The organism is Pleomorphomonas oryzae DSM 16300 (genome assembly GCF_000422965.1).
Taxonomy (GTDB): Bacteria; Pseudomonadota; Alphaproteobacteria; order Rhizobiales; family Pleomorphomonadaceae; genus Pleomorphomonas; species Pleomorphomonas oryzae.
Genome location: NZ_AUHB01000012.1, coordinates 100,697 through 123,446, shown reverse-complemented (window position 1 = coordinate 123,446; position 22,750 = coordinate 100,697). Strand labels below are relative to the sequence as shown.

Here is a 22,750-nt window from a genome sequence, read left to right as displayed (position 1 = left end):
GCGGTAAAATAAAACGGTCGACCGGTTCAGCCGCGCAGGATGTCGATGGTCTTCTGAAGCATGTTACGCGTCGACGAGACCACGTTGAGGTTGGCCTCGTAGGTGCGCTGCGCGCTCTGCATGTCGACCATCTCGATGAGCGGCGACACGTTGGGATACTTGACGTTGCCACGCGCATCCGCGGCCGGGCTGTTCGGCTCGTATTTCACCTCGAAGTCGGTGCGGTCGGGCACCACCTTGCCGAGCCGCACCATTTCAGCCCCGAGTTCCTTGTCGAACTTGGACGTCACGGTAGGAATCTGGCGCCGATAGGGGTCGCCCCCGGGCGTGGAAGCCACCGAGTCGGCGTTGGCGACGTTTTCGGCGATGATCCGCATGCGGCCGGTCTGCACCTTGAGGCCGGCGGAGGAGATCATCAGTGTCTTGAGAAAATCCATGGCCTTACCTCACTTCTTGCCGACAGCGGTTTTCAGAAGGCCGAGGCTGCGCTGATAGAGCGACGTCACCGTCTGGAAATCCATCTGGTTGCTGGTGACCTTCATCATCTGGTCTTCGAGCGACACCGCGTTGCCATCGGGCGTCACGTCGTAGCCGCCGACCTTCTCGGGACGGAACGGCGTGCCGTTGCCAATGGCCGGCCCGGCGATGTGCATCGGGTTGGTCAGCACGGTCGAGACACCGGCATCGGCATCGCCATCCACCGCCACGCGGAAGAAGTCCGGTGCCTTGATGTCGCGCGCCGTATAGCCTGGTGTCTCAGCGTTGGCGACGTTCTCGGCGAGCACTTTTTGCCGCGTCTCGTGAAAACGAAGCTTTCCTTTGAGGGCCTGCAAAACCGGCAGATCGGTCATCGACATTGAACAACTCACCGGAAATGGCGGCCAATCCAGCAGCCAAACACCGCCTGGGGAGCGGCGCCCTGGAAGTCGCGATCCCCGACAAGGATTCGCAACCTGAAACCATAGGCAATATTTGCCGACTGCGTGGTTAATGAATGGTTAACAATTTGTTCTTCTGCCAGCCTAGAGACTTGAAAAGCGCCCAATTTCGCTGATAGCTGGGCAAAAGTACCGAATTGGCTTAGGGTTGCACTCTGCAACAGCAGACCGACCGCACGTAACCGAGCCACGTGAAACAATGCGAGCAACGAGCGAAGACGTTTCCGAATAATTTCCCATTTCGAGATAAACCGGCTATCGACTTGACGAATTGGCCCCTTCAACGCAACGGGTCTTAAGTGGAAAAGTGAGATGCAGGATTTGCTGGTAACTTGGTTTGGCGCCACGGGTGCCACCGTTGTGCGCTACGCCGTAGCCCTCGCGGTCGTGATCGGGCTGCTGCTGCTGCTTCGCTGGGTTCTGCGGAACTATGCTACGGGCGGCCAGCTTTCGATCGGCCGGAGCCGCCACAACCGGCTGACGATTGTCGAGCAGATCGCTCTGGACCCGCGCCGACGGCTTCTGCTCGTACGACGCGACGGCGTCGAGCATCTGATTCTGGTGGGCGGTGGCAACGATCTCGTCGTCGAGCCAACCATCATTCGCGGCGTACCGGTTGGAAGTCTGGGGCGGGCGGCTCGTCCGGCCAGTTCCGTGTCGACCGAAGCCGAGGCCGAGCCTCGCGCGGCCGAGACGCCTGCCGTCGCCACACCCGCCGTCGCTGCAACCGAACCTCCGGCCGCTGCCAATCGCCCCATGCCCGCACCGCGCCAGGCGCCGACTGTCGAGCCGATCCGTCCTGCCTTCCCCTCGCACGTCGCCAGCGAGCACCCCAAGGCGACGTCCATTCAAGCTCGGCTCAACCGCGTTCCGCCCCGCATGCCGGAAACCGCGCGCACCACGCCGCCCTCTCCTTACATCCCGCCGGAAGCGCATCGGGTAGAGCCGACAGTCTCCGCCATTTCGCCCATCGTGACCGACAAGTCGGCCCAAGAGCGACCGACGCCCGAGGCCCAGCCAATCGAGCAGAAAGCCGCCGAGCCGACGCGCGGCGCGCCCGTGAGCGAGCCCGCCCCCTCAAACGACGAAGACTCTGGATTCGATGATCTGGCCCGTCAGCTCGATGAGGCGCTGAAAAGCGAAATCGAGGAAATGAAGATCGAGGCCGCCGCGCCGGCGGTCGAGCCGCCCGCCCCTGTCGTTCAGGAGCCAGCACCCAAGGCCGAGCCGCCGAAGCCGGCCGTCGCATCGGCCGCGTCCGCCTGGCTTCGTCCCCGCGCCGCTCCGACGCCAAGACCGGCCGCTGCCCCTCGTGAACCGGTGGCTCAGCGTGAAGCCAGCCAGCCCCGTGAACCCATTGCCCAGCGCGAACCGATCGTATCTCGAGCCTCCAGTATAACTCGGGAGCCTGTCGCACAGCGCGAACCCGTCGCACAGCGCGAGCCGGTCGTACCGATCGCTCAACGGTCGCAGGCTCGTCCGCCGGTCGCCGAGCCACGGGCGGTTGAGCTGCCGGCCGAGCCCGTCGCGGTCGCGCCGGAGCCGGTCGTGGCGCCTCCCTCGGCCGAAGCGTCGGAAGACGATGCACGGAACAACGCCGATTTCTCCTCTCTGGAAAACGAGATGGCCCGCCTGCTCGATGAGCTGGCTGGCGATTCCAAGGGAAAACGCTGACCGCTTCCCCGCTTTCGAAGGCTGTCGCCTTGAGCCGCTCACCGGCCAGGGTGACAGTGTGCCGAGAAGCCGGATGATTCGCGTCCGGTCATGACCGGGTGCGCAGCACGCCGGTCCTCTCGGAAGGGCGCGATGGCGGCGGACGACGGCAGAACCGATGAGACCGGAACGACTCCGGCGCAAGACCGGCGCAAAGCCGCATTGCGGCCGCTCCTCGTTGTTCTTTGTCCCCTTCTGCTCGGCCTACTCTGGCTCGGCTTGTCCGTCGGGATAGCCGAGGCTCAGGACGTCAGCATTTCGCTCGGCCAAGGGTCGACGCTGACCGAACGCGCCGTTCAGCTCGTCGGCCTTCTCACCGTTTTGAGCCTCGCCCCGTCGATCGTCGTCATGATGACGTCGTTCACGCGCATCGTCGTCGTGCTGTCGCTGTTGAGATCGGCCATCGGCCTGCAGTCGGCGCCCCCCAACGCGGTGATGATTTCGCTGGCGCTGTTTTTGACCGCGTTCATCATGGCCCCCACTTTTCAGGAGGCCTACACCAACGGTATCGAACCGGTAGTCAACAATCAGATCGAGCTAACCGAGGGCTTTGCCCGCACCATGCGGCCGATGCGTGCCTTCATGCTGGCGCACACCCGCGAGTCCGACCTGCGCCTGTTCGTCGACCTTGCCAACCTGCCGCAGCCGGAAAGCCAGGCCGATCTCGAAACGCGCATCATCATCCCGGCCTTCATGATCTCCGAGCTGCGTCGTGCCTTCGAGATCGGCTTCCTGATCTACCTGCCCTTCCTGATCATCGACATGGTCGTGTCGTCGATCCTGATGGCCATGGGCATGATGATGCTGCCGCCGCAGGTGGTGTCGCTGCCGTTTAAGCTGATCTTTTTCGTGCTGGTCGACGGCTGGGCGCTGCTCGCCGGCAGCTTGGTGCGCAGCTACGCTGGCGGATAAGTGCCATATTGCAGCCTGTGCTCACACAATCTGATTGGCGAAACCGGAATTAACCGGCGTTGGTCGGGCCGCCGGCATCGGCCGAGGCGTTGGATTCGCTCGGCTTCGTCGTGACGGCGCCCTCGGCCGGCGCAACCATGTCAGGCTTGTCGCCGTTGGTTTCGACGTCGAGATAGCGTTTGCGATAGTCGGCGAGGAAGCTCTTCATGGTGTCGGCATCGGCGATCGACTTGACGATGGTCTGGAAGTCGCTGCCACTCGCCACGATCGGTCCGGTCACCGCGTCGAAGGCGGAACCGTTGGCGGTCGGCGCCATTTTTTCGGTATACTTGGAGCGGAGGCGGTCGATGCTCATGCGGTCGCCGGCCAGCGTGTAGGCGATCCCCGCCTTGAGAACGGCCAATTGCTCGCTGTCGCTGAGCGGCATCGCGTCGGTCCAGCGGGTGCCGAGCATTCGCTCATAGGCCGTCCCGGCATCGGCATAGCGATTGGCCGACCAGAGGATGTCGGCCCTGAGGCGGCCGATCTCCACACCATCGAGCGGCTGCAGCACCTCAAGCGCGCCGTCGGGATTGCCGGAGTCGGCCATGGCCTTGGCTTCGACGGTGCGCCGCTGACGCTCGATCGCCACCGGCAGCGAGGCCTGACGGGTGGTCGACAGCGTGAACAGGGCCTTGTCCGCCCGATGGTCGAGAAGATAGACGAGCGCGAGATCGGCGGCGACCTGGGCGCGCGCTGCGCCGCGCAGCCGGTTCTTCACCTGATAGTCGAGCAGCGATGCCGCCTGAGGCAGAAGGTCGACACCGACAAGACGATCGGCGAGCTTGCGCACCATGGCATCGCCCCGGCGTCCGCTCGGCGTCAGTTCGCGATAGTCATAATAGAGCGACAGCGCCTGCACCGGGCTGAGATCGGAATTTTTCTTGTCGAGGAAGACCTGCGAGAAGGCGGTTTGCATTTCCTCGGTCATCTGCCGCGAGGTGCTCGAATTGGGATTGACCTGTTCGGCAACCCGCATCACCTCGAAGGCGCGCCGATAATTGCCACGCTCCACCGCATACTGACCGAGCAGACGCAGCGTCTTGAGCTCCAGTTCATCACCACGCCAAGTGACAGCCAGCTGTTCCAACCGGTCGATGCCTTGGTCGAGCGTGATCAAGCCCTCGCGCCGCTGCATCTGGACCAGGCGGTAGGTCGCCTCGGCGGCGATCGGCCCCTGGTGTTCGCGCACGATGTTGGACAGAAGCGCCACGGCGTCCATGGCATGGCCCGCCGCATCGCGCGCCAGGGCGTTGAGAAGATCGAGCCGCGCGCGTTCGTTGGGGCTGAGGCTGCTCGGGTCGAGCCGTGCCAGGAGGTCGCGCGCCGTCGTGTAGTCTTTGAGATCGATCGCCGAGGCAATATGGCTCAGCGCGTAGCGGCGCTGAATGGCCGGCGGAAAGGTGCCGATCACCGCGTCGCCCTTGGCAAACTCCGCCACGGCATCTTCATGCCGGCCGAGATCGCTGAGCGCCATGGCCTTCCACACAGATGCATCGGCGCTGTCGTCGAAGTCGCGCCGATCCAGAAGTTTCAGCGTCTGCTCCGGCCGGTAGGTGAAATACTCGCCACCAGCCCTCAGGGCGGCCATACGGCCCGCAGCGGTCTCTTCCGGCGCCAGCTTGCCAACGAGATCCAGAATGCCGGTGGTCTCGGGACCAAGCCCCTCGGCCAGCGCAAGGGTCGCCGCCTTGTACCAGAGATTGACGCGCTCCGGCACATCGCGAGCCTGGGTGATCGACGTCATCAGCTTCTGGCGGGTACTCCGATAATTGGCGGCATCAGCATTGCGAACGTCGCCGAAATCGATCACCGCCTCCTTGCGCGCGATCGACGAGCCGAGCGCGCCCGGCAGGTCGAACAACGTCGCCTTCTTCTCCTCGGCAAGCGTCGACACGGCGAGCCCTCCGGGACGACCGACCGACACCAGAATACCGTCGGAGGTCACCTGGAGGTCATCCACCTTTGGCACCAAAGCGAGCCCGTGAATGGAAGCCAGTGCATCGAGCTCGGTAAAGGCATGTGGCTTGACGAGGCCGCGTGCCTGCCCCTTGCCGGTGACCACAATGACCGAATCCTCGCTGCGCGGATCAGTCAGCTTGTGGATGCGGGAGACCGGACCGAAGGGGATATCGAGCGACTTCGATCCATCCGGATGCACCTGCCGAGCAATCGACAGCGGCCGGGTCGGATCAGTGACCATTTCGCCAATCGTCACCACCCACTTGGGACCATCGGGGCTCATGGTGGAAACGTAGCGATCGATCAACTCGATGCGGATCAGCTGGGCGCCGTCGAGCGTCGTTGGCTCGATGCTCTTGGCATAGCCGACGAAGGCATCCTGTAGCGTCGCCGCATCGATCGGCGCCGTATCGTCGAATACCATCCAAAGCGTGTTGTCGCGCATGAACAGCGCCGCGCCAACTTCCTTCTGATAGGGGAAGGTGATGTGGACGGCCTGGCCAACTCGCTCGGACTCGACACGGATCACACCGTCGACCAGCGCCCGCGCAACAGCGTTCTCGGGCAGCTCGGCGACATCGGCCTTCGGCTTGCCGGCCGGCGCGACGATCTCCGGCCGCATGGGCGCTGCTGGCGCCATGTCCGGCTGGGCGTTCGGCTGTGCTGAGGTGGCTCCAGCGTCAGTCGTCGGAGGGGTTGCGACCGGCGCTACGGCCGTTGTGTCGGCGCGCGGTGCCACGCCATTGGCTGGCGGAACAGTCTGATGAGAGCCGTCCGGCGTCGCGGTGGCGACCGGCGTGCCGGGATCGGCCGCCGCTGTCTGGGTTTGCGGTGCCACTTTGCCATTGGTCGGCGCAGCGGCCCCGCTGGGGGCGTCCGGGGCGACATGATCGGCGACGGGAGGCTGGACCGTGGCCGCCGCCTTTTCTCCAGCCGGTGGCGGAGCATCGTGCCCGCCGGAGCTCACCGCTTGCGTTGCGCCAGCCGGCGCCGCTGGCAACGGCGAGACGGCCGACTGCAGCGCGCGATCAAGCGGCGTCATCGCAGCCGGATTGTCGGGTCCGCGCACGTCGACGACATAGCTATCGCCATCCTTATAGGCACGGACGTCGGCTACGCTGTCGGCCAGCACGTGGACGGTGAGGCCCTGTTCGCCCTGCTCGGCGGTGATGTCGTTGACATATGGGGGCGGATCGGCGCGGATCGGCGTCAGATCGGGCGTCGCCATGCGATTGAAGCGCAGATCCACACCGAGATCGGTGCGCCGGAAGTCGACCTCGAACGGCACGTTCCACTTGAAGGTCAGGCGGCTGAACGTCGGCGCCTTGGCAGCGGAGACATCGATCCGGATGGGCTTCTCGGTCTCGGCAATCATTTTCTGCGCCGCCGCGGCCGCTTTGGCCATCTCGTCCGCCTTCTTGGCGAGCGCAGTGACCACCTCATCGGGCAGGCGCGGTGTCTCGCCGGTCCAGTTGCCGGGCAGAAAATCGACGAAAAGCTGCGGCCCGGCCTCCATCACGTTGATCTTGACCGAGCGGGCCAGCGCCATGCGAACGCCGAGACCATCGGGATCGGTGCGTGCGATCAGCACATAGTCGGCGAGCCGGGTCACCGCCGCCTCGGCATCGAGATTGACTGGCTGATCGAACTGGATGACCAACACGCCGCTGTCCGACGTCACCTTATGCGGCGGCAGAAGGTTGAGGTTGGGGAAGGTCAGGATCATGCGGCCGAAATGGGCGTCGGACCGGAACTCGACGTTCACCGGCTCGGCAGCCTGCTGGGCCTTTGCCGCGCTCAACGCCCCGATCGTCACAAGACATAGCGTTGCGACGACGGCCACAAGACGGACCGACGACCGAATACGCAACGCTGCCTCACGCACCAACCGGGCAAAACGCATGAACACACCCCGATGACGCCGAAACACACCGGCGCCTCGGAAGCCTAGGAGATATGCGCTTAATTTGCCGTTACTTCCGTCTGAGAAATAACCGGATTTTCAGGGGAATTCTGCGCCACCGAGCAACGATCAGTGTCCGGTCGGCGCAGGCATGATCTGCGGTAACTGCGAGGTGTCGGCCGGCGGTGCCCCACCGGCATCCGGCGCCGGTCCAAGCGCCGGCGCCATCTGCTCCACCTGAACGACGACGTGCTTCTGCGCCTGCTGGGCGCCAACCATCAGGCCGGTGATGCGGCTGGCCTTCTCCGGGTCCATGGCGGCCATGATCGGCGACAGTTTGCGCGGGTTCATGTGGCCGGCAAGTTCGAGCAGCGTGCCGGTGTCGAGCTTGTCGAACACGGCGGCGGCGGCCTTTGGCTTCATGCCCTCATAGAGCGACACCAAGGAGGCCATTTGCTCGTTCATCGCCGGGGCTGCCCCAGGAGCGGCTGGCGCCGCGGGGGAAGCCGCCGTGGATGCGGAGGCGGGCGTAGAAACAGATGCCGACTTCGGCGCGGATGCCGAGGCGGATGCTGGTGTCGATGCCGGCGTTGCCGCCGATGTCGAAGCCGGTGCTGGAGCGGCCGCGGCGGGAACCCCGCCCCCGGCCACACCGAGCTGGGTTTCGATGGATTGCAACTGGCTCAGTCGTTCGTTGAGACGCTTTTCCGCAGCTTCGAGCAGCTTGGCGCGGAGGTCGAGATCCTGCGCCCGCTTGTCGAGATCGTCTCGCCGCTGAGCGAGGCCTTCCAGAATGGCCCGTTCCGATGAGCCGATCGGCGGGGAATATTCCTGTGGCCGCTCGGTATAGACACCGGTCTTCGTCTTGGCCTCGTGTCCGGCATCGGCCGGCTTGCCGTGGGCATCGGCGGCAGGGGCGGCCTCGTGACCGCCAGCCGCTGCGGGCTTGGCATCGGCAGGCGCAGCAGCGTGGGTATCGGCCGTCGGTGCGCCATTGTCGGCTGGCTTGGCATCCGCCGGGGCAGCGCCATGCGCGGCGTCGGCCGCCGGGGCGGCGCCTTCAGCGGGTTTCGCATCGGTGGGCTTTGTCTCTGCCGGCGCAGCGCCATGGGTGGCGTCCGCCGCCGGGGCGGCCTCGTGGGCGCCTCCATCGGCGGGCGTGGCAGCCGGCGCGGCGGCGTGACCGTCTTCGGCAGGCTTCTTTCCTTCGGCAGGCGCCTCGCCATGCCCGGCCGCCGCCTTATCCTGCTCTGCCTTGAGCTTCTTGTATTCGTCGGCAAGGTCGATGGGCGCCGTCAGGCGGTCAACCGCCGATGTATCGGCCGCTGCGGCCGCCGGGGCCGCAGCCTCACCATGACTTGCCGCCTCACCGCCCGATGCAACGGCCGACAGCGGCCCCACCGCGAACGGTTCCACCCCCATTACGAAGCCGAGCACCTTCACGGCGAGCAACGCCGAAACGGCAATCAGCACCAATGGAAGCAGGCGGATCCTTTTCACGCAGCGGCCTCCCGCTTGCCGCGCCGAAGAGCCGACAAACGTTCCGCCGCCGCCTCGGCAGCTGCCTTGAGGTTACGCGCGCTGCTCTCGCGCCCCATCGGCTCCGGTTCGATGTCGGCCATCGGCGGAACGGCCCCGGTGCGGGCGGCGCCAACGATGGCACCGATCCTTTTCACGATCTCGTTGCCGGCCGTCAGCCGCTGATCGAGATCGCCGAGCAGCGTTTCGGCAGCCAGCATGCGGCCACCCACCGCTCGCTCGCACTCGGAGGCGGTCGCCTTGAGGCCAAGGATTGCCCGTTCGGCGATCTCGGTGGCGGTGATCAGCTCGGAGATCGTGGCGCGCAATATTTCTTCATCGGCTCTGAGACGCGTCAGGCGGCGATTGAGGATGGCGCAGTAGACGATGGTGAGCGCGAGAAGGATGGCAACGACGATCTCGATCGCCACGCCCAGATTGAGGCCGGAGGTCATGTGTTCTGCATCTCCTTCTGAACCGCGCGCTCGAAGGCCGCCAGCGTCATACGCGGCCGCTTCAGATTTCTGTTGATCTTGACCGACACTTTGTCACCGAGCCGGCCGATGTTGCCGGAGCTGATGTGAACGTCGCCGCACTTGATGGCCACCGGGTCGCTCGGCGATACGCCGAACAGCAGCGTCTGCCCCACTTCGAGATCCATCACCATGGACAGCGGCAGCTCTTCCTCGACCAGCACGGCGTCGACTTCCAGGTCGGCATTGTAGATCTCTGTGGCGAGGTGGCCTTCCCAAATATTGTCGCGGCCGAACTTTTCACCCATGATCATCTGCAGCAGCAGATTGCGAATGGGCTCGATGGTGGCATAGGGCAGCAGCATCTCGACGATGCCGCCGCGATCCTCCATGTCGACGCGGAACTGGATCAGGATACAGGCGTTGGCCGGGCGCGAGATCGGCGCGAAGCGTGGGTTGGTTTCGAGGCGCTCCAGCGTGAAGTTGATCTGGGTGAGCGGCGCGAAGGCCTTCTCGCAATCGGCCAGCAAAAGGTCGATCATGCGGCGGACGAGATTCATCTCGATCGTCGTATAAGGCCGCCCCTCGACGCGGATCGCCGAGGTGCCGCGACCGCCGCCCAGCAGCACGTCGATGATCGAATAGATGAGCGAGCTATCGACCGTCATCAGGCCGTAGTTGTCCCATTGCTCGGCCTTGACCACCGCCAGAATGGCCGGCAGCGGGATCGAATTGAGATAGTCGCCGAAGCGCACGGACGAGATGCCGTCGAGCGACACTTCGACGTTGTCTGACGTGAAGTTTCTGAGCGTCGTCGTCGTCTCCCGCACGAAGCGGTCGAAGACGATTTCCAGCATCGGCAGGCGCTCATAGGAAACCAGCGCCGAGTTGACCAGCGAGCGAATGCCGCTCTGCTCGCTGGAGACGTGATCCTCGACGTTGAAGCCGAGCAGATTGTCGATTTCTTCCTGGTTGAGCACGCGGTCGGCGCCGCGGCTCGACGCGTCGAGCTCGGCGTCGTTGTCGTCGATCATCGCCGCCCATTGGGCCGCCACCGCGTCGGCATTCTCGACGCCCTGCTCTTCGAGCGCGGCGCCCCATTCGGCGGCGAGATCGTCCATATCGTCGCCGCTGTCGGCGCGCTGCTCCGCCAGTGCCGCGCCCCAGTCCGCCGAGAGATCGTCGTCGTCGCCAGCCATGCTCGACATCCTTATTGCACGATCACGTTCTTGAACAGCACGTCATCGACGCGGGCAGGATAGACCGCGATGTTGACGCGACGCTGCAGCTCTTCCTTCAGGCGAAACAGACCGGCCGACCCCTGCAGATCGGAGGCCCTGAGCTCACGCATGTAGGTCTGGAAGGCGTCGAGCACGCGCGGCAGGTTGGGCTTGACCGTCTCCAACATCTTTTCGTCGCTGACCTCGAGGGCGATCTCCATCTTGACGAAGGTCGGCCGTCCATCAGCCGTCGACAGATTGAGGATCATCATCGGCAGATCATAGTAATAGGCATGCGGCTGAGACGCCGCCGCCTCAACCGCGGCGACATCGCTGACCGCCGGCGTTGCCGGCGTGCCGCCCGTCAGAAAGAAAGCCGCGCCACCACCAACCAGCACCACCGCCGCAGCCGCGCCGCCAATGATGATCAGTTTCTTCTTCGAGGAGGAACCGCCGGCCTCGCCGCCTTCCTGTTCGCCCTCTGTTTTCGGGGTCTTGGCCATGGCCTCTGGCGCCTGTTCCGGAATCGGTGGAAGCCAAGCGCCTCCAACGGAAAGCTATGGGTCGGCCCCTCATCAGCGACAACGATTCTTTGCCGGCGCCCACAGCCCTTTCATTGATGGTCAGGATAGTTAACGATTGGTTGATAATTGGTTAACGGCTGGGCAAATCTTGCCGGCTTGGCTTGCCGGTCGGCAAGAAAGACCGGGCGCCAGCAGCGGGCATCTTCTCATAATTCACTGTTATTTAACGTCAATTCAGTTGGCACGTTCCCTGCGATACTAATTTCGGACAGCGGCGCTGGGGAGCGTGATGCCGTCCGATTAGGACTTGGGAACGATTTGCCATGCAGAATGCAACTCTGGTGGCGCTGTCGGGTCAGGTTGCGTTGAGACGCAAGCTGGACGTCATCGCCAACAACGTCGCCAACATGGACACCGCCGGCTTCAAGCGCGTTTCGCTCGACTTCGAGGAGACGACGATGCCGAAGGCGTCTGCGACGCTTTTTCCACGCCGCGACCGCGACAATCGCTTCGTCCGCGAGCTGGCCACCGTGCATGACTTTTCGGCCGGCTCGGTCGAGATGACCGGCAACGACCTCGACGTGGCGATCGAAGGCGAGAATGGCTTCTTCGTCGTCAATACGCCGGCTGGCGAGCGCTACACCCGCGCCGGCGATTTCGCCATCGACAACACCGGCCGCCTTGTGACCTCCGACGGCAAGCCGGTGCTCGGCGATGGCGGCGAGATCACCTTCGGGTCGGAGGAGACCAACATCTCCTTCGCCCATGACGGTACGATTTCTTCGAGCGCCGGCCTCAAGGGCAAGCTGCGCATCGCCGATTTTCCCGACACCACGGTGCTCTCCAAGGAAGGCGACAACCTCTATTCGGCGAGCGCCGCTCCTCAGGTGCCCACCTACGTCCGCGTTCGCCAGGGCGCCCTCGAGAAATCCAACGTCTCGGGCGTTCAGGAACTCACGGCCATGATGGACGTCCAGCGCGCCTATGAGCGCGTCACCAACATGGTGAAGCAGCAGAACGACCTCAGCGCCAAGGCGATCGACCGCCTCGGCTCCGTCAACGCCTGACCGGCTCTAGGGAGCGACCGCACATGAAAGCCCTGACCATCGCCGCCACAGGCATGAAGGCCCAGGAGACCAATGTCTCCGTCATCTCCAACAACATCGCCAACATGCGCACGACTGGCTACAAGAGCCAGCGCGCCAACTTCCAGGATCTGCTCTACCAGACGCTGCGCCGGCAGGGCTCGAACACCTCGGATGCCGGCACCCAGGTGCCGGCGGGCGTGCAGCTCGGGTCCGGCGTCCGCGTCGTCGCCACGCCGCGCAACATGACGCAGGGCGACCCCGAGTCCACCGGCAACGACAAGGATGTCGCCATCCGCGGCGAGGGCTTCTTCCAGATCACCCTGCCCGACGGCCGCACCGCTTATACCCGTGACGGCTCCTTCGAACTCGATACCACCGGAACACTGGTGACGGCTGACGGCTACACCGTACAGCCGGCCATCACCGTGCCGAACAATTCCAGCGATCTCACCATTTCCAACACCGGGCAGGTGCAAGCCAAGATCGGCAATGCCACCACCGCCACGGTGCTCGGTCAGATCCAGCTCGCCCGTTTCGTCAACAAGAACGGCCTCGAGCCGATGGGCGACAACCTGTTCCTGGAAACCGCGTCGAGCGGCACCGCCCAGACCGGTAACCCGGGCGACGCCGGCTACGGCACGCTACTGCAAAACTATCTCGAGTCCTCCAACGTCGAGTCGGTGAACGAACTGTCGTCGCTGATCGCGGCGCAGCGCGCCTACGAGATGAATTCCCGGATCATCACAGCCGCCGACGAGATGTCCCAGACGACATCCAACCTCGGTAAGTGAGCATGATCATGATGCGCACCCTCCTCCGGATCGTCCTCGCCGCGGTGCTTGCCAGTCTGGCTGCCGGCTTCATCGCCACCCATCAGGCGTCCGCCGCCGAACTCAGGCAGCGCGTCGAGATCAACGGCACGATCGTCACGCTGGGCGATCTGTTCGACGGAGCCGGCGCTCTCGCGGAACGCGCCGTATTCCGGGCTCCCGACCTCGGCGTCACCGGCGCTCTGCCGGCTGCCGACGCGGTCAAGGCCGCCGTTGCCGCCGGCCTTGCCGTGGATCACCTGCCGACTTTCAACAGCGTGACCGTCGTTCGCCGCGCCGTCATGGTCGACGCCGATGCCATCAAGGCGCTGATCGGCAACGCTGCCGCCAACCGCATGGCCGTCGCCATCGACAACATCGATATCGCCATCGACGGGACCATGGCGCCGGTTGCCGCCGCGGCAACTGCCGCCACGCCGGCCACCCTGTCCGACTTCGTTCTGCAAACGGAATCCGGCCGTTTCAACGCCACCGTCTCCATCGACCTCGGCGGCGACGACCGGAGGCTGGTCGTCACCGGCCGCGCCATCGAGACCATGGCCGTCCCCGTGCTGAATCGGCCGATCGACCGCCGCGACGTCATCCATGCCTCGGATCTGACGGTCGTGCGCATCGATAAGCGGCGCGTGCCCGGTCCGTCGGTTATCGACACCAACGATCTCATCGACATGGCGGCCAAGCGTCCCCTCCGCGCCGGCGAAATCATCGCCACCGCAGACATCGAACCGCCGCGGATCATTCTGCGCGGCGACCTTGTCACGCTGCAATTTTCCCGCCCCGGTTTGACGCTCAGCGCCCGCGGCCGCGCCCTCGGCGACGGCGCCAAGGGCGACCTCGTCTCGGTGCTGAACGAACAGTCCAAGCGGACCGTCCAGGGCGTTGTCACTGGGGCCGGCATCGTTGAAGTCACTACGTCGGGCGGGCCATCCGTCCTCAAGACCGCGATGAACTGAGGATCACAAGATGCGTTTGTCCGTCCTTCTCACCATCGCCCTCCTCGGCATCGGTCTTTCCGCCTGCGGCAGCACCATGGACCGCCTGTCCCAGGTCGGCCAGACGCCAAAACTGTCGGCCATCGACAATCCGACTGCCCAGCCCGGTTACAAGCCGGTGCAGATGCCGATGCCCACCGTGCAGCCGATGGCCTATAGCCCCAACTCGCTCTGGCAGTCCGGTTCGCGCACCTTCTTCAAGGACCAGCGCGCCCGCAATATCGGCGACATCCTCACCGTCAAGGTGGCGATTTCCGATAAGGCCGCCTTCGATAACTCGTCCGAGCGGACGCGCGCTTCGAGCGACTCGACCGGCGTCGGCGGCGCGCTCGGCACGGCGATCGACACCATCGCCCTGCCCGGCGGCATGGCGGCCAGCGACCTCGCGTCAACCAAGGGCGCCTCAGCCTACAAGGGGACCGGCACGATCGACCGGTCGGAAAAATTGTCGACCAACGTTGCCGCCGTGGTGACCCAGTTGCTGCCCAACGGCAATCTGGTCATCGAGGGCAGGCAGGAAGTACGCGTCAATTTCGAGATCCGCGAGCTGGTGGTTGCCGGCGTCGTCCGCCCCGAAGATATCGCCTCCGACAACACCATCGAGAGCACCAAGATTGCCGAGGCCCGCATTTCCTACGGCGGTCGCGGCCAGATCTCCGACGTGCAGCAGCCGCGTACCGGCCAGCAAGTGCTCGATATTCTCCTGCCGTTCTGACCGGCATCAAAGATCGGCTCGCGCTCCCCAAGCATCCCAAGCGAGCCGTGTCGCCAAGGACCGCTCCCCAACTGGTCCAAGGCGATCTCGCCGGCCTCTTCCCAAATCCGGGCCGGCTTTCCCGAGCGGCGCGACCTCCCTTTCCCAAGTCATCCGGGAGGTCGCGCCCAATCGGAGCGGGACATCGCAAACGAAAAGGGGCGTCCCGAGGGCGCCCCTTTCGTCATGTCCGCGATAACGGCTCTGTTACTCGTCGCGATAGACCTTTTCGCGCCGCTCGTGCCGTTCCTGGGCTTCGATCGACAGCGTAGCGATCGGCCTGGCATCGAGACGCTTCAGCGAGATTGGCTCGCCCGTCTCTTCGCAATAGCCGTAGGAGCCATCTTCGATCCGCTTGATCGCCGCCTCGATCTTGGAGATCAGCTTACGCTGACGATCCCGCGCCCGAAGCTCGATCGACCTGTCGGTCTCCGACGACGCGCGGTCGGCGATATCAGGCAGATTGGTGTTCTCGTTCTGAAGATTTACGAGGGTCTCCTTGCTTTCGCGCAGGATGTCCTCTTTCCACTGAAGCAGTTTGCGCCGGAAATATTCGCGCTGGCGATCATTCATGAACGGCTCGTCGTCGGACGGCCGGTAGTCATCGGCAAGCTCAATCGACATCGACGGTCCTCACACACCACAAAGGCGGGCGGAATATAGCTATCCCTCCCTCGCCCCACAACGGCAAATGCGAGAAAATCACCAAACCTTGTAGGAACGGCGTTTATAAATAAATATCAGAAGGTTAAGCTAGGCTTTGCCGCTTTCATCGCGACGCGAACGGCTCAACTGCGAAAATATCCGAGCTTGGCGAGCTCCACTTCCGCTCTCAGCGCGATGTCCTCCATCAGCTCATCGAGGCGCGGATCGCCGGTCGGCTCCGCTTCGCCGAGCAGGTTCAAAATGCGGGCGATCGCCTCGCCTGACATATGGCCGGACAGCAGTCCGATGCGGATCTCGTCAAGCCGATCCAAGAGGTCGCGCCCCCGCTTCACCGCCTTGCGCTTCTTGCGCGGTGCATCGGCATCCACCGCCTGTAAGGCGATCAGCGCATCCAGTCCGGCCAGCGCGTGCGTGGCGGTGGCCGTGCTGGTCTTCGGCGCGCTGCCCTCGCCTTCGGATGGCAGCGTGAAGCCTGTCCCATCGGTTCGCTTGGCTGGTGATCCCGAGGAGACGCCCCCGAGGCGGTTCGGACCCTGAATGCGCATCGATCGTTCCTTGAGGCTCGGCAGTTTCGGCAGGGCAAGGTTACCGCTTCCCTGCTCACCCGGCAAGAAATGCCGGCCACAAAGCGCACGCCCTAGCAGGGTATTGGAAGTGCACCTAAATAAACATTGCATTTCAGTGGGTTACAAAATGACTCGATCAGCCCCGGTTTGGCATGCCGATTGCGAAACCTTTGGTGGGAAGCCGTGTCGGGAAACACGGGGATGATGACAATGCGGTTTAGGATTCTCGGCGCACTGGGCGCTCTCATGTTTATCCTGATGGGCGCCGAAGCGGCGATCGCCGCCTCGCGCATCAAGGATATCGTCAATGTCGAGGGCGTTCGCGAGAACCAGCTCATCGGCTACGGTCTCGTTGTCGGCCTGCAAGGCACCGGCGACAGCCTCAACAATTCGCCTTTCACCAAGCAGAGCCTGCAGGCGATGCTGGAGCGGCTCGGCGTCAACGTGCGCGATTCCACCATGCGCACCGCCAATACGGCCGCCGTCATGGTCACCGCCAAACTTCCGGCTTTCGCCGCCCAGGGTACCGCCATCGACGTGTCGGTCAGTGCGCTCGGCGATGCCAAGAACCTCCAGGGCGGCCAGCTCTTGGTGACGCCGCTGATGGGCGCCGACGGCGAAGTCTATGCCATCGCTCAAGGCGCCATCGCCGTTGGTGGCTTCGACATCCAGGGCGACGCCGCCAAGATTTCCCGTGGCGTACCGACGCAGGGCCGCATCAGCAATGGCGCCGTCATCGAACGCGAGCTGCAGTTCAAGCTGGCCGACCTCAGCTCGGTCCGCCTGTCGCTGCGCAACCCCGACTTCACCACCTCGCGCCGCATCGCCCTCGCTATCAACGACCTTTACGGCTCGCCGGTGGCAGAGCCGACCGATCCCGCGACCGTCCGCCTGTCGATGCCCCCGAAATTCCGGGGCAATATCGTCGACCTCCTGACCGACGTCGAACAGTTGATCGTCGAGCCGGATCTGCCGGCCAAGGTGGTGGTCGACGAAGCCACCGGCATCATCGTCATGGGCCAGGAAGTGCGCGTGTCGACGGTGGCCGTCGCCCAGGGCAATCTGACGGTGATGATCACCGAAAGCCCGCAGGTGTCGCAGCCACAGCCATTTGCCAATGGCCAGACCGTGGTGACACCGCAGACGCAGATCCAGGTGGCCGACGGCAAGGAGCATCAGCTCGCCGTGGTCCGCTCCGGCGTGACGCTGCAGGAGCTCGTCGATGGGCTCAACGCCCTCGGCCTCGGCCCGCGCGACCTCATCTCCATCCTTCAGGCTATCAAGGCCGCTGGAGCCCTCCAAGCCGACGTGCAGGTGATGTGATGGAGAACAGCGGTCTTTCCTCGATCACCTCCGCCTTTGCCTCCAAGGCCTATGCCGGCATGGACAAGAGCGCGGTCGCCAAGAAGGCGCATGCCGTCGCCGAGGATTTCGAGTCGGTCTATATCGCCGACGCCTTCAAATCGATGTTCAAGGACGTCTCGGTCGACCCGCTCAACGGCAAGTCTGACAATTCCAACGAAACCTGGCGCGACATGCTGCTCGACCAGTACGCCAAGGATTTCGTCAAGAAGGGCGGCATCGGCATCGCCGACGGCATCGCCTCGGAACTCATCAAGATACAGGAAGGGCACGCCGGATGAGCCTAGCGCTGCAGGACAACCGTCCGAAGCTCGTGACGAGCCCGGAAATCGCCGGCAAACTGGTCGAGAAGCTCGGCCATGCCATGGAAGACCTTCTGGTGCTGCTCCGCGAGGAAACGGCGCTGGTCAAGGCCGGCAAGCTCAGGCAGGCCGGCGAACTCGCCATGGACAAGGAGGAGAAGGCCGCTCTCTACACCCGCCTGATGCTGGCGGCCCGTGACGAGATCGAGACGCTCAAGGCTTATGTGCCCGACGCGACCGCTGCTCTCCTCAAGCGCCATGAGCTGTTCCGCGCGGAAGTGCAGATCAATCTCGCAGTGCTCGACACCGCCCGCGACGTCGCGGAGGACATCCTGCGCACGGTGGCAACCGAGGTGGGCCGGAGCGAGGCACCGGCCGTCTATGGACGCTCCGGCCACGCACAGGCCGCCTATGCCGTGGGCGCCCGTGGCGTTGCGATCAACCGCAGCCTCTGATTCTTCGGCCCGCTTTTACTCGGCTACCGCCGGGTTGGGTGCGCGCATGGAGAAGCGGCGCCGCAGGGCCTGCATGGGCTGCGCGATCAGGCGGTAGGAAAGCTCGGCCGCTCCGAAGGAAAAGATCAGGCCGCAGGCAACGTAAAGAAGCCGCCCAACCGTGCTGACAGGCAGGGTGTTATCCAAGACGTAATCGGCCAGGAAAAGATATTCGAAGTGCCAGAGATAGGCGCCGTAGGACAGCACGCCGAGGCGCCGGAACAGCGGCGATTCCAGGATGGACATGGTCCAGTCCCAGGCGACTGACCGGTAGAGCGCCATGAAGATCAGGAGCAGTGCCACGCCCTGGATCGAATAGCGGATCGTCTCGCGAAATACGTCGCCGCGCACCAGCAGCGTCAGCAAAAGCAGCAGGCCGCCAGCAACGCCCACGGCCAGTCCCCTCCCCCGCGACAGCTCCCACGAGCGCTGACACATGAAAGCCAAGGCCGCGCCATAGGCGATGGAGTCGAACCGCGCCTCCGAAGCCAGATAGGTGTAGGGATGCTGCGCCGAAACGTCGATGTAGCCACCCAACACCAAGACGAGGCGATAGACGACGCCGAAGACGAACACCGAAGCGAAGAAAGCCTTCACCCGGCCTTGGCTAACCAGCAGGAAGGCGAATATCGCCGGGAAGGTGATGTAGTAGTGCTCCTCGACCGACAGCGACCACAGCTGCGGCCAGGCCAGCGAGAACGCTTCTCCGTGACGTTCAAGCCAGAACACGAAATAGTTGGTCGTGTAGGTGAGCGCGGCGATGATTTCGCCGAAGCCGAGCGGATGGCCAAGCAGGGCGCGGTAGAATCCGCTGACGACAATCAATCCCACGAGCTCGGGCAAAAGGCGCAGGAAACGCCTGATGTAGAAGTTGCGGATCGAGATCGACCCGAACCTGTTTCTTTCCGAGAGAAGCAGCGAGGTGATCAGGAAGCCCGAGAGAAAGAAGAAGATCGTCACCCCGAGACCACCCGGCACGATGTGGTCGTAGCCGAAATGGGCGAAGAGAACCAGCAGGACAGCGATGGCGCGAAAACCATCGAGGCCGGGTATGTATTTCACGTCCTGAAAATTGACCCGCATCTGCCCAGCTCCGCATTGGATGGGAACGCCACCCCGACAATCGTCGGCGATCGCTGGCCGCTTCTACCATCGCATCGATGAGTTCCCGGTTAATCCGGCGCCAAATCGCTCAACCCGACTCTGAGAAGATGTCGAAGCGCAGACGGTCGCTTCGCTGGCCATATACGCGATACTACGACCTGTCATTATTTCCATGGCCAGAGGCCTCTTTCCTTCGCTGTTTGTTAAGACTCGTGCCCTTATCTGGAGCGGCCGGAGATGCGTCAGGCAGTCCTCCAGTCCCATTTCGAGCAACCGAGAAAAACCTGCGGAAAACGCCGGATCGCTAAAACTTTAGCTATTCTATAAACGCCCCCTTCAATTACCCGTGCTAGCGTCCTTTTCAGGCGAACCCCAAGGGATTCGTGGAAAAGGACATTGGTCATGGATATCGGCAGCGTGAGACCGGTGGTACCGGGCCTGAGCGTGCCGGTGCCGAGAGCGCCGGCGGCGGCGGAACAAGCGGCTAGCACCGACTTGCCCGTCGGATCGGCAGTCGTCAAATCCGATGGGACGGCCTATGCCGGCAATAATGCGCGCGGCAAAACCAACCAGGACGTTCCCAACCCCCTCGATGTGCGTTCCACGGTCACGGTCGACAAGGAAGCCGATGCGGTCGTCTACAAGCAGATCGACGAGATCACGGGCAACGTCGTCAGCCAGATCCCCGACGAAAGTCGCCTGCGCATGCGGGCCATGATCAACGCCTGGACCGAAGCCATGCATGGGCAGACGAGTTCGGCCAGCACCCTTGCCTGACGGCAACGCGTCCGGCAGGCTTTAGCAGCCTCCTGACGCTCCCGGCCGTGCTGAGTATGCCCTAGAATAACAAAAGGCGCCTTGTCGGGCGCCTTTTCGCATTTCATCGGCCGACAACGACCTATTCGTCATCGCCCTGCCCGCGCAGCCCCTGGGCCAGCGAACGATTGATGGTGATCAGTGCCGAAAGTTTCTCCGGCGACGGATCTTCCATGACCTCGAGCGTCCGCTTCAGAATGAACACGGTGAGATTGCCGATGTTTTCTTTGACTTCCAGTGGCAGGGGATTGCTTTCTTCGGTCGCCGAAGTGCCAAGAATGGTCCAGAGCTTGCGGTTGAAGGCCAGGGCTTCCGCAATGGCTTGCTCATCATCCGACCAGTTGTCCTTGAAAGCCTGCAACTGGGCGGCCGCCTTGAGCAACAGGTGGGCCTCCAGTTCGCGCGGACCCAGCGTTGTCTGGGCCCTCTGGTACGCCGACGCTCCGTAACCGTTCATCGAACAAACACTCCCCAGTGTTTCCGAACCCATTGCCCGATCTTGTAGCCGCGAGCTTCGCTGTCGTTTCGCACCACTCGGAGACTTTTCAGTCACCCTGGCTGGCGATGCTGCTGCCCGCGCTTGGCTCCCGAGGCTTTCACCGCCTCGAACCGATCATCAAACAATTAGACACCCAGCACGGTTAACAACAAGTTTCTCCAAAGAAAATAGCAACCAAACTAAGTTAACAATATGCAACTCAACCAGAGACAGAAACAAAAGTAGCAAGAACAACAGAAAAGAAAAGCGGGCCGAACGGCCCGCCTTGTACTTTCGGATATCCTGCCACCGGTCTTAACGGAGCAGTTGCAGCACGTTCTGGTCAGCCTGGTTGGCCATGGAGAGCGAGGAGGTCGCGAGCGACTGGCGAGTCTGCAGCGCAACCATGTTGGCCGCTTCCTCGTTCATGTCGGCGAGCGTCAGGTTGCTGGCACCCGTCTGCAGGGTGTTCATCATGTTCTTGGTGAAGTTCTGGCGGTTCTCGACAACCGACAGGTTCGAACCGAAGGTCGAAGACTGCGAACGAACCTGGTTCAGCGCCGTTTTGACCTTGTCGAGCAGACCATCAATGCCGGTGTCAGCATCGAGATCCTTGGCCTGCATCATCGTCGGCAGACCAAGCTGGGTAGTATCGACCGACTTGCCTCCGGGAACCTGGATATCGATCGACGAAGTGCCGGTCTCGTTGAAGGTGATCTTCAGCTTGTCGCCGCGCAGCAGGTTGATGCCGTTGAACGAGGCATCGTCGGCCAGCTTGTCGAGCTGGTCGCGCAGCGTATTGAACTGATCGGCCAGACCAGAGCGAACCGTGTTGCCGCCGATGGTGGTGCTGGCGGTATTGGTGCCGATGATCTGGTTCGACGAGTTGGTTCCGCCGACGGTCAGATCCTGCGTGGACAGGTTCTGGATGCGCAGCTTGCCGTTGTCGTTGGAAGCCTTGATCGCGGTGTTGTAGTTCGTCGAGTTGTTGATGTTGGCAACAAGCTCGTCGGTCGTCAGGCCAAGCTTCAGGTTGGTGTTCGTGGCCGAGGCACCGAACAGTTCACCGTCAGAACCGCCGATGCTCAGGGCACCAGCATCGGTCGTGATGGCGCGGATTGCCAGATGGTTGGCACCATCGTCATAGGCCTGGAACTTCGAGCCAGCCGCCTTCAGGGCGATGTTGGTGTTGGCGACGGCGTTGGTCAGGGTAGAGCCGGATGTAGCGTCGAGAGACACCGCAGCGCCATTCACGGTGAACGACAGCTTGCCATCGGAACCGCGAGCAGCCGTTGGGGCAGCACCAAAGACACTGGTCGCAGCCGATCCGGAGACGGCGATCGAGGCGTCTTCGTTGTTGGCAGCCGTCAGAATGATGTGGTGGGTTGCATCCTCCGAGGCGGTCAGCTTGCCATTAAGCGACGTGCTTCCGATGGCAGTGTTGAGCTGGGTCACCAGAGCAGCGCCAGCGCCACCAGCGGCGAGATTGGCGCCGACGTTGATGGAAACTGATGTGCCACCATAGGTAAGATTCAAAGTACCAGCCGTGTTACCAGCGGTGTCGATATTCGGGGTACCGGTAAAGGTAGCAGCACTCGCCGCCGGAGTGGCGTAGACAGCGCTCATTGCCGAGGTCTGGCCGGAGCCGGTGGTCGTCAGGGCCAGGTTGGTCGTGCCGGTGAAGGCGCCACCGGAAAGAGCCAGCTGATTGGTCGCACCGGAGTTCGGGTCAAGGCTCGTTAGGGAGTAGGAAGTCGTCTGGAAAGTCTTGTCCTGACGGGCCTGGCGCAGGGTCGACTGCATCGATTCCAGCGTCTTGGTGATCGAGGTCAGACCGTTATCGGCCGCCTCAAGCGTCTTGACACCGTTGTTCATCGAGTCGAGTAACGAACTGAGTTCGCCGGCACGCGAATTCAGCGACGACGCGGTGAAGAAGTTGGAGGGGTTATCGAGGGCGGTGTTGACCTTATTGCCGGTAGATAGCCGGTTTTGAGTCGTCGCCATCTGCTTGGCGGTGTTCTGCAGAGACAGAAGATTCTGGCGCACTGCCTTGGTCAGATTAATGTCGCTCATTTCTGCATCCCACTTCCTTGGGC

At 63.3% G+C, this 22,750-nt stretch carries 22 protein-coding genes; 10 read left to right on the top strand and 12 right to left on the bottom strand.

What is annotated here, in order from left to right; translation table 11 throughout:
- Positions 1-26: 26 nt before the first annotated feature.
- Both flgC and flgB read right to left on the bottom strand, forming a co-directional pair.
- Positions 27-437, bottom strand: coding sequence for a flagellar basal body rod protein FlgC (gene flgC / locus G522_RS0119005; RefSeq protein WP_026792407.1), 411 nt, complete (start codon positions 435-437; stop codon positions 27-29).
- 9 nt (positions 438-446) lie between these two features.
- Positions 447-857, bottom strand: coding sequence for a flagellar basal body rod protein FlgB (gene flgB / locus G522_RS0119000; RefSeq protein ID WP_026792406.1), 411 nt, complete (start codon positions 855-857; stop codon positions 447-449).
- 393 nt (positions 858-1,250) lie between these two features.
- Here flgB and G522_RS27635 point away from each other — a divergent pair, with 393 nt between their 5' ends.
- Entirely contained in the window at positions 1,251-2,612 is a 1,362-nt protein-coding gene (locus G522_RS27635; protein ID WP_036840006.1) for a flagellar biosynthetic protein FliO, read from the top strand.
- 132 nt (positions 2,613-2,744) lie between these two features.
- The gene (gene fliP, locus G522_RS0118990; protein WP_084633284.1) at positions 2,745-3,563 is read left to right on the top strand and encodes a flagellar type III secretion system pore protein FliP; all 819 of its coding nucleotides are present in this window, start codon (positions 2,745-2,747) and stop codon (positions 3,561-3,563) included.
- Between the two features lie 49 nt (positions 3,564-3,612).
- On the opposite strand, the gene G522_RS0118985 is transcribed toward fliP, so the two are convergent.
- The 5 genes from G522_RS0118985 to G522_RS0118965 all read right to left on the bottom strand — a co-directional run bounded on the left by G522_RS0118985 (position 3,613) and on the right by G522_RS0118965 (position 11,181).
- Entirely contained in the window at positions 3,613-7,467 is a 3,855-nt protein-coding gene (locus G522_RS0118985) for a hypothetical protein (protein WP_156886989.1), read from the bottom strand.
- A gap of 129 nt (positions 7,468-7,596) precedes the next feature.
- Positions 7,597-8,967: a MotE family protein gene (locus G522_RS0118980; protein WP_026792403.1), complete on the bottom strand. Its 1,371-nt coding sequence runs from the start codon at positions 8,965-8,967 to the stop codon at positions 7,597-7,599.
- The gene (locus tag G522_RS0118975; protein WP_026792402.1) at positions 8,964-9,440 is read right to left on the bottom strand and encodes a DUF6468 domain-containing protein; all 477 of its coding nucleotides are present in this window, start codon (positions 9,438-9,440) and stop codon (positions 8,964-8,966) included. Before G522_RS0118975 ends, G522_RS0118980 begins: the two co-directional genes overlap by 4 nt.
- Positions 9,437-10,657: a flagellar motor switch protein FliM gene (gene fliM / locus G522_RS0118970; protein WP_026792401.1), complete on the bottom strand. Its 1,221-nt coding sequence runs from the start codon at positions 10,655-10,657 to the stop codon at positions 9,437-9,439. Before fliM ends, G522_RS0118975 begins: the two co-directional genes overlap by 4 nt.
- Before the next feature lie 11 nt (positions 10,658-10,668).
- Complete coding sequence (locus G522_RS0118965) at positions 10,669-11,181, bottom strand: flagellar basal body-associated FliL family protein (RefSeq protein WP_026792400.1); 513 nt, start codon at positions 11,179-11,181, stop codon at positions 10,669-10,671.
- A 344-nt stretch (positions 11,182-11,525) separates the two neighbouring features.
- Here G522_RS0118965 and flgF point away from each other — a divergent pair, with 344 nt between their 5' ends.
- Genes flgF through flgH form a run of 4 tightly spaced genes read left to right on the top strand, consistent with a single transcriptional unit; the run spans position 11,526 to position 14,827 of the window.
- A complete protein-coding gene (gene flgF, locus G522_RS0118960) occupies positions 11,526-12,269 on the top strand; it encodes a flagellar basal-body rod protein FlgF (RefSeq protein ID WP_026792399.1) in 744 nt (247 codons plus the stop codon).
- A gap of 23 nt (positions 12,270-12,292) precedes the next feature.
- Complete coding sequence (gene flgG, locus G522_RS0118955) at positions 12,293-13,081, top strand: flagellar basal-body rod protein FlgG (RefSeq protein ID WP_026792398.1); 789 nt, start codon at positions 12,293-12,295, stop codon at positions 13,079-13,081.
- Positions 13,082-13,089: 8 nt separating this feature from the next.
- On the top strand, positions 13,090-14,073 hold the full coding sequence (gene flgA / locus G522_RS0118950) for a flagellar basal body P-ring formation chaperone FlgA (RefSeq protein ID WP_169453558.1): 984 nt from the start codon (positions 13,090-13,092) through the stop codon (positions 14,071-14,073).
- 10 nt (positions 14,074-14,083) lie between these two features.
- Complete coding sequence (gene flgH / locus G522_RS0118945; RefSeq protein WP_026792396.1) at positions 14,084-14,827, top strand: flagellar basal body L-ring protein FlgH; 744 nt, start codon at positions 14,084-14,086, stop codon at positions 14,825-14,827.
- Positions 14,828-15,073: 246 nt separating this feature from the next.
- Here flgH and dksA read toward each other — a convergent pair whose 3' ends face one another.
- Both dksA and G522_RS0118935 read right to left on the bottom strand, forming a co-directional pair.
- Complete coding sequence (dksA, locus tag G522_RS0118940) at positions 15,074-15,490, bottom strand: RNA polymerase-binding protein DksA (protein ID WP_026792395.1); 417 nt, start codon at positions 15,488-15,490, stop codon at positions 15,074-15,076.
- Positions 15,491-15,654: 164 nt separating this feature from the next.
- Positions 15,655-16,077: a flagellar assembly protein FliX gene (locus G522_RS0118935; protein WP_026792394.1), complete on the bottom strand. Its 423-nt coding sequence runs from the start codon at positions 16,075-16,077 to the stop codon at positions 15,655-15,657.
- A 225-nt stretch (positions 16,078-16,302) separates the two neighbouring features.
- Here G522_RS0118935 and G522_RS0118930 point away from each other — a divergent pair, with 225 nt between their 5' ends.
- The 3 genes from G522_RS0118930 to G522_RS0118920 are packed head-to-tail and all read left to right on the top strand — an operon-like array spanning position 16,303 to position 18,217.
- A complete protein-coding gene (locus tag G522_RS0118930; protein ID WP_425414083.1) occupies positions 16,303-17,421 on the top strand; it encodes a flagellar basal body P-ring protein FlgI in 1,119 nt (372 codons plus the stop codon).
- Complete coding sequence (locus tag G522_RS27630) at positions 17,421-17,741, top strand: rod-binding protein (protein ID WP_051228839.1); 321 nt, start codon at positions 17,421-17,423, stop codon at positions 17,739-17,741. The genes G522_RS0118930 and G522_RS27630 overlap by 1 nt, the downstream gene beginning before the upstream one ends.
- Positions 17,738-18,217, top strand: coding sequence for a hypothetical protein (locus G522_RS0118920; RefSeq protein WP_026792392.1), 480 nt, complete (start codon positions 17,738-17,740; stop codon positions 18,215-18,217). The genes G522_RS27630 and G522_RS0118920 overlap by 4 nt, the downstream gene beginning before the upstream one ends.
- Before the next feature lie 15 nt (positions 18,218-18,232).
- On the opposite strand, the gene G522_RS27625 is transcribed toward G522_RS0118920, so the two are convergent.
- A complete protein-coding gene (locus G522_RS27625) occupies positions 18,233-19,339 on the bottom strand; it encodes an acyltransferase family protein (protein WP_051228836.1) in 1,107 nt (368 codons plus the stop codon).
- Positions 19,340-19,762: 423 nt separating this feature from the next.
- Between G522_RS27625 and G522_RS0118910 the strand changes: the two genes are divergently transcribed.
- Complete coding sequence (locus G522_RS0118910) at positions 19,763-20,137, top strand: hypothetical protein (RefSeq protein ID WP_026792391.1); 375 nt, start codon at positions 19,763-19,765, stop codon at positions 20,135-20,137.
- A 121-nt stretch (positions 20,138-20,258) separates the two neighbouring features.
- Here the strand turns inward: G522_RS0118910 and flaF are convergent, their stop codons facing one another.
- Both flaF and G522_RS0118900 read right to left on the bottom strand, forming a co-directional pair.
- Positions 20,259-20,633: a flagellar biosynthesis regulator FlaF gene (flaF, locus tag G522_RS0118905; RefSeq protein WP_026792390.1), complete on the bottom strand. Its 375-nt coding sequence runs from the start codon at positions 20,631-20,633 to the stop codon at positions 20,259-20,261.
- 336 nt (positions 20,634-20,969) lie between these two features.
- A complete protein-coding gene (locus G522_RS0118900) occupies positions 20,970-22,727 on the bottom strand; it encodes a flagellin N-terminal helical domain-containing protein (RefSeq protein ID WP_026792389.1) in 1,758 nt (585 codons plus the stop codon).
- Positions 22,728-22,750: the final 23 nt, after the last annotated feature.

Coding starts and splice junctions, on each gene's coding strand:
- flgC (WP_026792407.1), bottom strand. CDS start 437: ATGGATTTTCTCAAGACACTGATGATCTCCTCCGCCGGCCTCAAGGTG.
- G522_RS0118975 (WP_026792402.1), bottom strand. CDS start 9,440: ATGACCTCCGGCCTCAATCTGGGCGTGGCGATCGAGATCGTCGTTGCC.
- flgB (WP_026792406.1), bottom strand. CDS start 857: ATGTCGATGACCGATCTGCCGGTTTTGCAGGCCCTCAAAGGAAAGCTT.
- G522_RS0118910 (WP_026792391.1), top strand. CDS start 19,763: ATGGATATCGGCAGCGTGAGACCGGTGGTACCGGGCCTGAGCGTGCCG.
- dksA (WP_026792395.1), bottom strand. CDS start 15,490: ATGTCGATTGAGCTTGCCGATGACTACCGGCCGTCCGACGACGAGCCG.
- G522_RS0118965 (WP_026792400.1), bottom strand. CDS start 11,181: ATGGCCAAGACCCCGAAAACAGAGGGCGAACAGGAAGGCGGCGAGGCC.
- fliP (WP_084633284.1), top strand. CDS start 2,745: ATGGCGGCGGACGACGGCAGAACCGATGAGACCGGAACGACTCCGGCG.
- G522_RS27625 (WP_051228836.1), bottom strand. CDS start 19,339: ATGCGGGTCAATTTTCAGGACGTGAAATACATACCCGGCCTCGATGGT.
- fliM (WP_026792401.1), bottom strand. CDS start 10,657: ATGGCTGGCGACGACGACGATCTCTCGGCGGACTGGGGCGCGGCACTG.
- G522_RS0118935 (WP_026792394.1), bottom strand. CDS start 16,077: ATGCGCATTCAGGGTCCGAACCGCCTCGGGGGCGTCTCCTCGGGATCA.
- flgA (WP_169453558.1), top strand. CDS start 13,090: ATGATGCGCACCCTCCTCCGGATCGTCCTCGCCGCGGTGCTTGCCAGT.
- G522_RS27630 (WP_051228839.1), top strand. CDS start 17,421: ATGGAGAACAGCGGTCTTTCCTCGATCACCTCCGCCTTTGCCTCCAAG.
- G522_RS0118900 (WP_026792389.1), bottom strand. CDS start 22,727: ATGAGCGACATTAATCTGACCAAGGCAGTGCGCCAGAATCTTCTGTCT.
- G522_RS0118930 (WP_425414083.1), top strand. CDS start 16,303: ATGACAATGCGGTTTAGGATTCTCGGCGCACTGGGCGCTCTCATGTTT.
- G522_RS27635 (WP_036840006.1), top strand. CDS start 1,251: ATGCAGGATTTGCTGGTAACTTGGTTTGGCGCCACGGGTGCCACCGTT.
- flgH (WP_026792396.1), top strand. CDS start 14,084: ATGCGTTTGTCCGTCCTTCTCACCATCGCCCTCCTCGGCATCGGTCTT.
- G522_RS0118985 (WP_156886989.1), bottom strand. CDS start 7,467: ATGCGTTTTGCCCGGTTGGTGCGTGAGGCAGCGTTGCGTATTCGGTCG.
- flaF (WP_026792390.1), bottom strand. CDS start 20,633: ATGAACGGTTACGGAGCGTCGGCGTACCAGAGGGCCCAGACAACGCTG.
- flgG (WP_026792398.1), top strand. CDS start 12,293: ATGAAAGCCCTGACCATCGCCGCCACAGGCATGAAGGCCCAGGAGACC.
- G522_RS0118920 (WP_026792392.1), top strand. CDS start 17,738: ATGAGCCTAGCGCTGCAGGACAACCGTCCGAAGCTCGTGACGAGCCCG.
- flgF (WP_026792399.1), top strand. CDS start 11,526: ATGCAGAATGCAACTCTGGTGGCGCTGTCGGGTCAGGTTGCGTTGAGA.